Source organism: Clostridium intestinale DSM 6191, assembly GCF_900130055.1.
GTDB lineage: Bacteria > Bacillota > Clostridia > Clostridiales > Clostridiaceae > Clostridium_T > Clostridium_T intestinale.
Window position 1 is genome coordinate 76,362 of sequence record NZ_FQXU01000015.1, and the last position, 12,808, is coordinate 89,169.

The window sequence follows — 12,808 nt, forward strand, 5'->3', positions numbered from 1 at the left end:
TACTATTAGATAATAATAGATATTAATTAGGTGATTATATGGAGAAATTTATAAAGAAGATTAACTTATCAAAAGAAGGCCATGAACCAAAGTTAATGGCAAAAGATTTTATAAAGTATATAGGACCAGGACTTTTAGTAACCGTTGGATTTATAGATCCCGGTAACTGGGCATCCAATCTTGCAGCTGGTTCAGATTATGGATATAAATTATTGTGGATGGTAACTTTGTCTACAATTATGCTAATAGCACTACAACATAATGCAGCTCACTTAGGGATAGTAACAGGATTATGTATATCTGAAGCAATAACAAAATTTATAAAGCCAAAGGTAGCGAAGCCAATATTATGGTCTGCGGTTTTAGCTTCTATAGCTACAGCTATGGCAGAACTACTAGGGGCAGCTATAGCTTTAAATATGCTATTTAAAATACCTATTAAAATAGGTAGTATAATATCTCTTGTAGTAGTTTTATGGATGTTATATACAAGTTCTTATAAAAGATTGGAGAAAGTTATAATAGGATTTGTATCAGTAATAGGTTTAGCGTTTATAGTTGAGTTGTTTATGGTTAATGTAAATTGGCCATCAGCCGTACAAGGATGGTTTACACCATCTTTTCCTGAAAATTCAATGCCTATAATTATGAGTGTTTTAGGTGCTGTAGTTATGCCACATAATCTATTTCTACATTCAGAAATAATACAAAGTAGGCAATGGAATCTAAAAGATAAAGATGTTATGGAAAAACAACTAAAATATGAGTTCTTAGACACTTTAGTATCTATGACAATAGGATGGGCAATAAACAGTGCAATGATTTTAGTTGCAGTTGTATTTTTTACAAATAATATTAAGATTAGTGAGTTAAGTGAAGCACACCTAATGCTCCAACCTCTTTTAGGAAACTGGGCATCTTTAATATTTGCTATTGCATTGCTTTTTGCGGGAATATCATCAAGCGTAACAGCTGGTATGGCAGGAGGTAGTATTTTTGCTGGGATGTTCAATGAACCATATGATATGGAAGATAGACATACTAAGATAGGGGTGTCTATAACTTTAGTTATTGCAGCAATAATAATATTTTTTATCTCAAATCCATTTAAAGGGTTGGTTTACTCTCAAATGTTATTAAGTATACAATTACCATGGACAGTGTTTACTCAAGTTTACCTAACTTCTTCAAAAAAAGTTATGGGAGAATATAAAAATAAAGGTCTTGAAAGCATATTCTTATGGGTTGTAGGAATAATAGTTGGTATTTTAAATATAATGCTTCTAGTTAGTTCAATATTCTAAATTATAGTTAATTGAAATTAAATAATTTTTAGTCAAAAGAATCTCTATTTTTGAGATTCTTTTTTTGTTGACACTATCGTATATACTGTATATAATGTATATATACAGTATATACGATATATACAGAAGCGAAAAGAGGTGAAGCCTTTGAATATAATTATATCAAACAGTTCTAATTTACCTATATATCAACAAATAATGAATCAAATTAAGGATTCTATCTTAAGAGGAGAGGTTAATTCTGGTGAAGCTGTTCCATCTATAAGAGAACTAGCTAAGGAACTACGAATAAGTGTTATAACAACTAAGCGAGCATATGATGATTTGGAAAAGGAAGGGTTTTTAACCTCTGTTGCTGGAAAAGGATTTTTTGTTACTTCTCAAAATAAGGAAATTTTAAAAGAAACAAAACTTAGAACAGTTGAAGAAAAACTTATGGATGCTATTAATACAGCTAATATGCTTGGAATAACTAAAAAGGAACTTGAAGAAATATTTCAATTATTAATTAAGGAGGAATAATACATGAGTTATGTATTAGAGATAAATAACTTAAGGAAAACTTATAAAGGTTTTTCTTTGAAAGATATTAATATAAAGCTGGAACAAGGTTATATAACTGGTTTTATAGGAGCTAATGGGGCAGGTAAATCTACAACTATAAAATCTATATTGAATTTAATAAACAGGGATTCAGGGGACGTAAAAATATTTAATAAAGATAATAAAACTAATGATAAGGAACTAAAAAATAAGATTGGTGTAGTTTTAGATGAAGGATATTTTTATGAAGAATTAACACTAAAAGAGATGAAAAATATAATTTCTCCTATGTATTCTAACTGGGATGAGAATCAATTTAATAATTATATTAGAAGATTTAATCTTCCTTTAGATAGAAAGATATCTAAGTTATCAAAAGGAATGAGAATGAAATACTCTATAGCTATAGCACTATCACATAATGCAGAGCTTTTTATAATGGATGAACCAACATCAGGGTTGGACCCTATAGTAAGAGAGGAGCTTTTAGAGATATTATCAGATATTATTCAAGAGGAGAATAAAACTATATTTTTTTCAACTCATATAACTTCTGATTTAGATAAGATAGCAGATTATTTAATAATTATAAATGATGGTAAAATTCTGTTACAAGGAGCAAAGGATGAAATAATAGAGGCGCATAGATTAGTAAAAGGAGATAAAAATCTATTAACTCTAGAAAATAGAAAAGATTTTGTAGCTATTAAAGAAAATTCTTATGGGTTTGAAGCATTAACGAAAGAAGCAAATAAACTATCAAGAACCTATGGGGATAAATTAGTTATGGAAAAACCTAATATTGAAGAGCTTATGCTTTATTATATAAGGAGTGATAAAAATGGGAATTATTAATTTGATGAAAAAAGATATATTAGTATGTAAGAAATATTATTTGTTTTCTATAATATACGTTATTATATTTGCAGGACTTTTTAGTGAACATGGAACAATCTCATTTATTATGTGTGCTATCGGAATACATTATGTGATTAGTAACACTGGGATGGCCTTTGATGATAAATATAAAGCAGATATAATGATGAATATATTACCTGTTTCAAGAAAAGATATAGTTTTAGTTAGGTATTTAAATGTTTTGATAAACGTAATTTATGTTACAGTGCTATACTATATAGCGGTTTTTATAACATCTTTTAAACCAATATTTGGAGTTCAAATAATGCCGATAGATTTTATAACTTTTTTAACAGGATTATTATCTATATGCTTATTTACTGGTATAGAAACACCTTTATATTATAAACTTGGATACCAAAAAACTAGATTCTTTGGATTTATAGTGTATTTTGCGTTTTTCGGAGTAGCAAGTTATTTAGTAAATAATATAAATATAAGCGAAAAAACAATTAATTTTATGATTAATTCTAGTGATCTAATAAAAGGTATACTATTGTTTTTAATAACCATTCTTATTTCTTATGTATCATATGTAATATCAACCAATATATATAGAAAAAAGGATTTCTGATATATAGACAAAATTCCAATTAAATCGTTAACATATCTGTTATTTTATCATTATCTAATGTTAATAGTAGTTAACCAACGTTGTACAACTATACTATTTAATATAGACTTTTATTATAATAGTAAATGTAGTAGGGGGTAACGGATGAAGATATTAGCAAGTGATTTAGATGGAACTTTATTTAGAGAACAGGAAATAGCCAAAAATGATATATCAGCTCTAAAGAAGTTAAAGGATAATGGTCACAAATTTATTATTTCCACAGGAAGAAACTTGCGTGGAGTAAAGGAAATTTTTAAAGACTATAAGGATGTAGATGCGGATTATTTGGTGCTTTGTAATGGAGCTTTAGTATTGGATGGTAATTTTGAAGTTGTATACAATAAAAGAATAGATTCAGTTACTGCAATAAAAATAATTAAAGATTTTATTGATGATGAAAATATTTGTTTTGTTTTAGATAACGGAATAGATACTTGTTTAATTAAGGACAAGTATATTCGTGAACAAGAATTTAATTTAGAATCATATGCTACAAAAATATTTACTAAAGATGAGATTATTAATTTAAATACTGATTATCAAATAATTAGCTTGTATCCTAGAAGTAAATCCATCGAGGAATCAGAAGAGATTAAGAAGAAAATACTTGATAAATATGGAGATAATGTTGAAGTATTTAGAAACCAATATTATTTAGATGTGGTACCGAAAGGTTGTTCTAAAGGAAGAGGTCTTAAAAAAATTATTGATGGAAAAGAGTTAAAAGTTGATAATTTATATACCATTGGAGATTCGTTTAATGATATATCAATGTTTGAGATAACTAATAATAGTTATACATTTAATTATGCAGAAGAAAAAATAAAAGAAATAGCTAAAAATCATGTTAATAATGTCCATGAATGCATTGATGAGATATTAGGAGCTTAATATAAAAAGATTGTCTTTCATAGCTAAGGCAATCTTTTTATAAAAATGTATTTGTGAATATTTTAATTTGGTGCTAATGTTATAATAAGAAGATAAAAAAAATAAAATATTAGGAGGAAAGTGATGTTTTTACATGAATTAAATAAAGAAGAGTCTATAGCATTTATAAATCTAGTTAAAGAGTTTGCTAATATAGATGAAATATTTGCAAATGAAGAAAAAAATTTAATAGATGATTATATTAAAGAACTTTCTTTAGAAGAGTGTAATGTTTATAAACTTACCCTCGAAGAGATAGAAAAAACTTTAAGAGATTCAAGTGATAGGGTTAAAAAGATAATTTATTTTGAATTAGTTGGACTAGCTCTTGTCGATGGAGAATATGAACATAAAGAAAAGGTATTTTTAAATAATCTTGCGTATTCATTTAATATAGGATTAGCAAGAAGACTTGAATTTATGGATTTCTTTAGGCATGTAAAAAGCATTTATGACTTCACTGTAGTAGACTATAATAATAAAATTGAATTATTAAAAGAACATGCTGAGAAAATTTTGGCTTAAAATAAGATGCTGTAGTTATTATATAAAATCTGTTTACTACAGCATCTTTTTTATTTTTTCTTTTTCTTAACTTTCTTTTTTGCAACTGAAAAACCAAAAGAGCCTAAAGATTTTTTAGGTAAGGGATAATATTCTCCATGACAATAAGAGATTAAATTAGCTTCCTCAAAATGAATTTTCCCTTTTTCATCAATAAGTGATTCGTCTACATGAGAACCAAGGACATCTGCAATGAACACATCATGAGTACCAAGAGACATGATTTCTCTAACTCTACACTCAATATTTACAGGACATTCTTTTATGTATGGGACATTTATGTTAGTAGACTCAACTAAATTAAAATTCATTTCTTTAATTTTATCCACAGTTTTACCTGATTTAACACCACAATAATCTACGGTTTTAACCATAGAAGCGGTTGGGAGATTAACTACAAACTCCATAGTTTCTTTAATATATTCATAAGACAATCGTTCAGGTCTTACAGAGATTGAAAGCACTGGGGGTTTTGTGCATAGAGTTCCAGTCCAGCCTACAGTAAATACATTTTCATCTCCGTTTTTATTTCTAGAAGTAATTAGTACCACTGGTACTGGATTTAATATAACACTACCTTTAAAACTCCTTTTATCCATGAATGACCTCCTAATATAACTATTTACGGCTCATAATTATAGCATTAGAATATTAATATAACAAGTTAATTATAAGGAGAAAGAAATGAATATACAAATCTTCGGAACTAAAAAATGTTTTGACACTAAAAAAGCAGAGAGGTATTTTAAAGAAAGGAAGATAAAATACCAATTTATTGATCTAACTGAAAAAGCTATAAGTAAGGGTGAACTACAAAGTATAAGAAAGTCACTAACACTAAATACTTTAATTAATATAAAATCTAAAGAATACGAAAAATCAAATCTGAAAAACATTAGAGGCGATGAGGTTAAAGAAGAAATATTGTTAAAGAATCCTAAGCTTTTTGTAACTCCTGTTGTTAGAAATGGAAAAGAAGCTACAGTAGGATATGAACCTGAAGTTTGGAAACAATGGGAATAAAAAATAGATAGAAATAAAATTTCTATCTATTTTTTATTATTGAACATATGCTATGTGAAGAAATTCCTTCACCTTTTCCAGTGAAACCTAGTCCTTCTTCTGTTGTAGCTTTAATATTTAAATCCTCAATGGCTATATTTAAAGCTTCAGCAATATTATCTATCATACTAGGTATATATGGAGAAAGTTTAGGTTTTTGTGCTACTATTGTTGAATCAATATTATTAACAATGTATCCCTTTTCATTCAAAAGCTTACCTACATACTTAAGTAATTCTATTGATGATGCACCTTTATATCTTTCATCAGTATCAGGAAAATGTCTTCCTATATCACCTAGAGCGGCAGCACCTAATAATGAATCCATGATTGCATGAATCAATACATCGGCATCAGAATGACCTAATAATCCTTTTTCAAAAGGGATATGAACTCCCCCTAATATAAGTTTTCTATTTTCTACTAATGCATGAACATCATATCCAAGTCCAACTCTCATTTTATCACCTCAAATTTTTATTATATTTTAGCATAAGCTAAGACATAATTTAAGAGGATAAAAGAAATTAATTAGAGAATTTTTTTAAATGGATAAACAACGTTATCATAGGAATCCTTACTATTAGACGATGTAAAGATTTTCTTAATCCTATAAAAAAAATTTTTAAATAGCATTAACTTGTTAGAGGCAGCGGGTTGTTGATGTTTTGTAAAATCCACATAAATAACTTTGCCGTTCATATTAATCACCTCTTAATACAAAATCTTATATTTATATTATACCAAATTTAGCATAAACATATTAGGCATTTGTAAAAGTTTTTATGAATAATTAAGTAATAAAAAAATTTATATACTATGCTATAATATAGTATATGAATATGTATAGAACAATGGGAGGAATTTATGAAAAATAAAATAAGAAATATAGTAGGTGTAATTTTAATACTAGTAGGCGTTATAATTGTTGCTTGGGTAGGAAATGAAAAATATATCGCTTACAAAGAACAGCAAAAATTGAAGTTAGCCTTTGACGAGGTTTTAAATCAATCTTATGAAGAAGGTACAAGTGTAACTAATGAAAGTGGTAGTAGTGAAGTAACTATTCCTCCTATGGGACTGTTAAAAATACCTAAAATAAATGTGGAAACGGCTGTTGTAGAAGGTGTAGAATTATCAACACTAAGATATGCAATAGGACATTTTCCAGAAACCGCAAAAGCAGGGGAGAAGGGAAACTTTGCTTTGGCAGCGCACAATGATAGATTTTTTAAAGATGTTGATGAACTAGTAAAAGGCGATGAAATAATAATAAAAACAAAAGAGAATGAGTATGTCTATGAGGTTAATGATAGTTTTATAGTAGAGCCAGAACAAGTATCTGTATTAGATGCCACAAAGGATAGTACTATAACACTTGTGACTTGTACACCTGGAGGTAAAAAAAGACTTATAATTAAAGGTGTGCTAAAAGTATAGGCTAAATTAAGGTATATGGAGTTGATAGTATGGATGCTTTAATAACAAAGCTTAGGTATAGATTTTTTAATGGAAGTAAAATTAGAATGGTTAATCCTGATGAGGATAAAATAAGAGGTAAGGAAGTATTCTTATTTATTAGGGAGTTAGCATTATATAAAGTTAAATTAAGTAGATTGGTTAATAGTAACCAAAAGGAAGCGAGTAAAAATCTTTGTTTAAATATAGCGTATTATATTATTGAGAGCCCTGATACTTATGATTTACTTAGAAAAAAGAGGGAGTTACCTATAAGTAATATATGCAGAGAAACAGGAGTCTCAAGAACATTTGTTGAGCTATGGGGTGATTTTATAATAGCTTATACTTTAATATTAGCCAATCCTAATTATAGATTTATTCAAGAATACATAAATATAGTTGAGTATGATAAACAAGGAATAGTACAAGCTGAAGGTGATAAAAAGTTACATAAAGGGATAATACTTAGAAAAGAAAGAAAAAACTCAATTATATTAACATGTGATGGAAGTTTTATAAAGATAAAAACAAATGAAAGTGTTAAACTAGGTGAAGAAAAAGAAGGTAATGAAAGTAAAAGCCTAAAGCATTATAGAAAACAGATAGCAATCATATTAACAATTATAATTGCTTTGTCTGGAGTGCTTTATTATAAATATAATAAGATTACATCTATAATAATTATTAATACGACATCATTAATCAAAGTTGAAATTAACTCTTTTAATAAGGTGGTATATAGTTATTCCCCTACAGAAAAAGGGTCTGACCTCTTAGATGAAGCAAAGGTTGAGAATACTGATTTAGATGATGCACTAAAAAAGATCTTAGCATTAGCCTATGAAAAAAAGATGCTTGTAAATAATTCAGTCACAATTTTTGTAAATCAGCAAGCAATCTCTTATGATAGCATAAAAGAAACTGAAAAGTACTTAATAGAAAAAAATATTGATACTTCAATAAATAATGTTGGATATGAACATAAGGTTAGGAAGGATAAAGACGATCATGAATCTGAGAAAAGCGAAGAGCAACAAAAAACTAGCACAGAGAAAAAGTGATAGTAATGTAAACTCAAATAATATAATAAAACATAGTGAAAAAAGTGAAGACATTAGAATAAATAAATACATATCAGATTCAGGATTTACATCAAGAAGAGAAGCTGACAAATTAATAGAACAAGGAAAAGTTTTTATAGATGGTGTTAAAGCAACTACGGGAACTAAAGTGAAAAAGGGACAGCAGGTTAAGGTTAATAATATATTAATAGGAGAAAACCTGAAAAAAGTCTACATAGCATTAAATAAACCAGTAGGTATTACTTGCACAACTGAATCAAAAATCAAAGGAAATATTGTGGACTTTGTAGGTCATAAAGAGAGGATATTCCCTATAGGTAGATTAGATAAGGATTCTCAAGGATTGATTTTTCTAACTAATGATGGTGATATAGTAAATAAGATATTAAGAGCAGGAAACAACCATGAAAAAGAGTATATTGTTACTGTAGATAAACCTATTAACAAAGAGTTTATAGCTAAAATGGGCTCTGGAATAAAGATACTAGGAACTATTACGAAAAAATGTTTTGTACAAAAAGAAAGTGACTATGTATTTAGAATAATACTTACTCAGGGATTAAACAGGCAGATAAGACGAATGTGTGAGGCCTTAGGCTATAAAGTTAGGAAATTAGAAAGAATAAGAATAATGAATGTAGATTTAAAAGATTTAAAAATGGGTCAGTGGAGATATTTGTCTGATGAAGAATTAAAAGAGATAAACAATCTGATATCTGGTTCAATAAAATCTATATAAGATAAGGCTGGTTTTCCAGCCTTATTTATTTTTAAATATATCGTAAAGAATAGGTCCATCAGCTTCAGGAAGAGAGCCACCTAAAATGTGAGCTAAAGTTGGTCCTTCAGATGTAAGATGCATAGGACCTATAGGATGATTTTTCTTTATAGAAGGTCCTTTTAACATAAAAACAGTTTGGTAATCTTTGATTTTTGGATCGTAACCATGAGTAGCCTTATGGTATTTATCGCTAACTTCTTCAATAACATCTCCATCAATATCATTTATAAAATAGTAACCTCTCTTAGCCTCTAGCATAAAATCACAATGATTATCTGCACCACGTAAGGAAGCTTCTTCTTCAGAAAGTATAGTTTCTATACAGTTATTATTTTCAGAAGAGAACTTCTTTAATAAATTAAATACAAAATCCTTTTTTAATTTGTTTTTAATATAAATATAAGCAGAACCATCACAATAGTTGCAATAAGCGATGTAATCTTCTATTAAACCTTTGTCATTTACACATATAAGTGAATTGTCTATAAATAACTTGTTAAGCTTTATTACATAATCCGCATCTAAAAAGCTATGGTCTCCTAAGACCACTAGAGTAGTCTCATCATACATATTAAGCTTCTCTAGAGAACCTATAATTCTACCTAACCTATTATCATGCCTTTTCAAAGCATCATAAGCCTCTTTAGATGAATAACCGTAATTATGACGATTAGTATCTAGATCAGTAAAATGAACCATCATAAAATCAGATTTTTTACTTTCAAGCAGATATAAAAAAGATTCAAGCACAAAATCATCAAGATTAGGTTGTTTAAGTCCATCTCTTATATGTCCAAACTTGTTATTAATATCAAATTGAAAATATTTGCTCCCGTTTAATAAAGAAACCAGTATCTGATTTTGCCAAGGTCTAGTTGGAAAAACTTCAGGAACATTATAATCAATATCAGCCTTTCCAGTAACTGGCCACAAAAAAGTAGAGGTTTTCATTCTTTTTTCTTTTGCAACTTCGTATAAAGTTTTACCTTTTATATATTTCCTTTGCCAGTACCAATCCGAGTTAGTTGGGAATTTAGGCTGAACCAAGGTATTATTTATTATTCCATGATTAATAGGATTTTTACCAGTAGAAATGGTTGTGTGTGCTGGATAAGTTAATGATGGATAAACAGATTCCACATCATTAGAATAAGAACCTTCATTTATGATTCTTGAGAAGCTCGGAAAACCTTTCATTAATTCAAAATCTTTTTTATCTATTGCATCAAAGGAAATTATAATCATATATTTTGATTGCATAAAATCACTCCTAGAATATATTTACACATATAATTATATCAAATATATTCCAATTTTTTTATTAAAATCACTTTAAATTTCTAAAAAAATAACCACTCAAAATTAACATAAATATTTTGAGTGGTTATTATTATTTTTTATTTATCGATAAATCACCAGAAGTAGAGTTAAATCTAATTTTTGAATTAGAATTGTTATTTGATCCAAATTCATTAGATACAGATCCACTTAAAGTTTCAGTAGTTAATGCAAAAGATGCGCTAGAAGGAAGTGTTAAGTTCGTATATCCTGAAACAGTAGAAAATTTATAATCATTATTAAAGCTATTAAAATCTACATTTATATCTCCAGATACTGTTTTACAATTTATATTTCCAGAAAAGTTTTGAGCATACACACTACCAGATATATTTTCAATAGTAGATGTTTCAGTAGTTACATTATTAAAAGAAATATTGCCTGAAGTAGAACTGGAATTAATACTTTTTGTATTAATATTCATTAATTCCAAATCACCTGAAATAGTTTTAATATCTATAGAATTAAAACTATTATTATTAATATTGATATAAGAAGATGTAGAGGATATATTTAAGTTCTTATTATAGTTATTTGGTATAAAAACTTTAATAGACATATCTCCTGAATTAAATAAGTTAGAAAGTAGATTTATATTATTAGAAAATGAAAAAGTTACCTGATTTCCTGAAATAGCTTTTTCAAGCTTAAAGTCTTGAATAGAATTATTAGTACTTACATTTCCAATAGCACTTACTGAAACTTCGTTTTTATCCCAAGTTTCAATAGTTATATTCCCTGTAACGAAATTTAAGTTTACTGAATCTATCCCATCTAAAGAATTAGATTCAGTTGAATCTACACCATAGGTATAAGTGTTTCTATTAAAAAATGAATTTACATTTATATTTAATTTACTTAAATCATTAACACTTATATTTGATGAGAGTAAACTAATAATTACGCCTGTATAACTTATTATACATATGATTATTAAAATTATAGAAAAGCTAAATAAGCTAAGTTTTTTCTTCATAGATAAGTCACCTCCTAATTAAATAAATTTTTCATGAATGCAAAAAACTTCTTTGTAAGATACCATAAAAATTTAAAAATTTGAATTATTATTATAAAAGATAGAATTGTAAGAGAAATATTCCCTATTAAAAAGAAAATGGTAGATGCCATAGGAATTTGATCTAGAACACTTCCGAGCATATCCTTTAAGTGACCAGTATTTAATAGTTTTGCAAAAAATAATAGAACACTACTAAAGGTTAAGGCTAATGAAAATATAATTCCAGAAAATAAGGCTGCAATTGTTGCAAAAACAGCACCTATTATTCCAGGAGAAAGAATTAAAACTACAATAATAAGAAAAATAGTCAATAAAATTGATTTATCAGATTTTTTATTTCTTACAGATTCATAATTATTGTAAGAATTATTAGTATAGTTTTTATAATCACTATCTGGCTCTTTTATTTCAGATTTAAAACTTGGAGTATATTCAACCTCATTCTCCTCAGGCGTATTATGAGAGTTTCCATTATATTTTTCGATTATTTCATAGGGACTGCCTAACTCTTGTATTATTTCATGATCACTTTTTCCACTTGAAATCCCTATATCGAAATGTTCTTCATACTGAGAAATTATGTCGTCTCTTTGTTCTTTAGGCATTTGTATAAGACCATTTGTTAATATATTTATAAATTCACTTTTTATCAAATTCGTTACCTCCTTTTTGTTTATCGTATATCTGAATTGTATGATTTTAATAAGTGGAATTCAAGACGTTTAGACTTACATTAAGGAAATCTTAAGAAGGCAATAAGAATTATTAAAGAAGTACTTAAAATAATAAGTTTAAAAAAATGAATATTTTTTGTTGACATCGATTTAAAGAGATGTTATTATGAATAAGTCGCCAAGTGGTGACGATGTTATTTGAAAATTAAACAGAGGAAACTTAAGAAGTTTTGAATAAAACTTACACAACGAAAGTTGTGAGTAAGTAATTGTAACAAATGTGAAATTTGGAACAACTACTTATAGTCAACGTAATTCTTAGAGTAAGATTAAACTAAAATTTGTGCACACCAAACGATTTGTAAGAAGGAAACTCCTCAGCGAAGCTGATGAGTAAGTTCCGCTGACCAAATCAGAGATTTGGAGCGCCACTTAAATTGAGAGTTTGATCCTGGCTCAGGACGAACGCTGGCGGCGTGCTTAACACATGCAAGTCGAGCGAGGAAATTGCTTCGGT

The 12,808-nt window shown here is 27.9% G+C and carries 15 protein-coding genes and 1 rRNA gene; 11 read left to right on the plus strand and 5 right to left on the minus strand.

Annotated elements, in window-relative coordinates; translation table 11 throughout:
* Positions 1–38: 38 nt before the first annotated feature.
* The 6 genes from BUA92_RS19330 (at position 39) to BUA92_RS19355 (ending at position 4,836) form a co-directional block, all read left to right on the plus strand.
* Positions 39–1,304, plus strand: coding sequence for an Nramp family divalent metal transporter (locus BUA92_RS19330; protein ID WP_073022306.1), 1,266 nt, complete (start codon positions 39–41; stop codon positions 1,302–1,304).
* Between the two features lie 147 nt (positions 1,305–1,451).
* Positions 1,452–1,826, plus strand: a complete 375-nt coding sequence (locus BUA92_RS19335) for a GntR family transcriptional regulator (RefSeq protein ID WP_073022307.1) — start codon at positions 1,452–1,454, stop codon at positions 1,824–1,826.
* A 3-nt stretch (positions 1,827–1,829) separates the two neighbouring features.
* Complete coding sequence (locus BUA92_RS19340) at positions 1,830–2,702, plus strand: ABC transporter ATP-binding protein (RefSeq protein ID WP_073022308.1); 873 nt, start codon at positions 1,830–1,832, stop codon at positions 2,700–2,702.
* Positions 2,689–3,339, plus strand: a complete 651-nt coding sequence (locus BUA92_RS19345; RefSeq protein WP_073022309.1) for an ABC-2 transporter permease — start codon at positions 2,689–2,691, stop codon at positions 3,337–3,339. Before BUA92_RS19340 ends, BUA92_RS19345 begins: the two co-directional genes overlap by 14 nt.
* Positions 3,340–3,483: 144 nt before the next feature.
* The gene (locus BUA92_RS19350; protein WP_073022310.1) at positions 3,484–4,272 is read left to right on the plus strand and encodes a Cof-type HAD-IIB family hydrolase; all 789 of its coding nucleotides are present in this window, start codon (positions 3,484–3,486) and stop codon (positions 4,270–4,272) included.
* 123 nt (positions 4,273–4,395) lie between these two features.
* Entirely contained in the window at positions 4,396–4,836 is a 441-nt protein-coding gene (locus tag BUA92_RS19355; RefSeq protein ID WP_073022311.1) for a hypothetical protein, read from the plus strand.
* Positions 4,837–4,886: 50 nt separating this feature from the next.
* Here BUA92_RS19355 and BUA92_RS19360 read toward each other — a convergent pair whose 3' ends face one another.
* The gene (locus tag BUA92_RS19360) at positions 4,887–5,474 is read right to left on the minus strand and encodes a flavin reductase family protein (protein WP_073022312.1); all 588 of its coding nucleotides are present in this window, start codon (positions 5,472–5,474) and stop codon (positions 4,887–4,889) included.
* Between the two features lie 85 nt (positions 5,475–5,559).
* Here BUA92_RS19360 and BUA92_RS19365 point away from each other — a divergent pair, with 85 nt between their 5' ends.
* The gene (locus tag BUA92_RS19365) at positions 5,560–5,898 is read left to right on the plus strand and encodes an arsenate reductase family protein (protein WP_073022313.1); all 339 of its coding nucleotides are present in this window, start codon (positions 5,560–5,562) and stop codon (positions 5,896–5,898) included.
* Between the two features lie 22 nt (positions 5,899–5,920).
* On the opposite strand, the gene ispF is transcribed toward BUA92_RS19365, so the two are convergent.
* Positions 5,921–6,397 (minus strand): 2-C-methyl-D-erythritol 2,4-cyclodiphosphate synthase, encoded by a 477-nt coding sequence (gene ispF / locus BUA92_RS19370; RefSeq protein ID WP_073022314.1) that lies wholly within the window; start codon positions 6,395–6,397, stop codon positions 5,921–5,923.
* Positions 6,398–6,804: 407 nt separating this feature from the next.
* On the opposite strand from ispF, the gene BUA92_RS19375 reads away from it, so the two are divergent.
* From BUA92_RS19375 to rluF, 3 genes are read left to right on the plus strand one after another with little or no spacing between them, the layout of a single operon-like run.
* Positions 6,805–7,377 (plus strand): class D sortase, encoded by a 573-nt coding sequence (locus BUA92_RS19375; RefSeq protein ID WP_073022315.1) that lies wholly within the window; start codon positions 6,805–6,807, stop codon positions 7,375–7,377.
* A gap of 29 nt (positions 7,378–7,406) precedes the next feature.
* The gene (locus BUA92_RS19380; protein WP_073022316.1) at positions 7,407–8,459 is read left to right on the plus strand and encodes an anti-sigma factor domain-containing protein; all 1,053 of its coding nucleotides are present in this window, start codon (positions 7,407–7,409) and stop codon (positions 8,457–8,459) included.
* Positions 8,407–9,219, plus strand: a complete 813-nt coding sequence (rluF, locus tag BUA92_RS19385; RefSeq protein WP_083553604.1) for a 23S rRNA pseudouridine(2604) synthase RluF — start codon at positions 8,407–8,409, stop codon at positions 9,217–9,219. The genes BUA92_RS19380 and rluF overlap by 53 nt, the downstream gene beginning before the upstream one ends.
* Positions 9,220–9,240: 21 nt before the next feature.
* On the opposite strand, the gene BUA92_RS19390 is transcribed toward rluF, so the two are convergent.
* The 3 genes from BUA92_RS19390 to BUA92_RS19400 all read right to left on the minus strand — a co-directional run bounded on the left by BUA92_RS19390 (position 9,241) and on the right by BUA92_RS19400 (position 12,270).
* Positions 9,241–10,521 (minus strand): alkaline phosphatase family protein, encoded by a 1,281-nt coding sequence (locus BUA92_RS19390; protein WP_073022318.1) that lies wholly within the window; start codon positions 10,519–10,521, stop codon positions 9,241–9,243.
* Between the two features lie 130 nt (positions 10,522–10,651).
* Positions 10,652–11,575, minus strand: coding sequence for a DUF4097 family beta strand repeat-containing protein (locus tag BUA92_RS19395; protein WP_073022319.1), 924 nt, complete (start codon positions 11,573–11,575; stop codon positions 10,652–10,654).
* A 14-nt stretch (positions 11,576–11,589) separates the two neighbouring features.
* Positions 11,590–12,270: a DUF1700 domain-containing protein gene (locus BUA92_RS19400; RefSeq protein WP_021803190.1), complete on the minus strand. Its 681-nt coding sequence runs from the start codon at positions 12,268–12,270 to the stop codon at positions 11,590–11,592.
* Positions 12,271–12,724: 454 nt separating this feature from the next.
* On the opposite strand from BUA92_RS19400, the gene BUA92_RS19405 reads away from it, so the two are divergent.
* Positions 12,725–12,808, plus strand: a 16S ribosomal RNA gene (locus tag BUA92_RS19405); the annotation flags it as partial.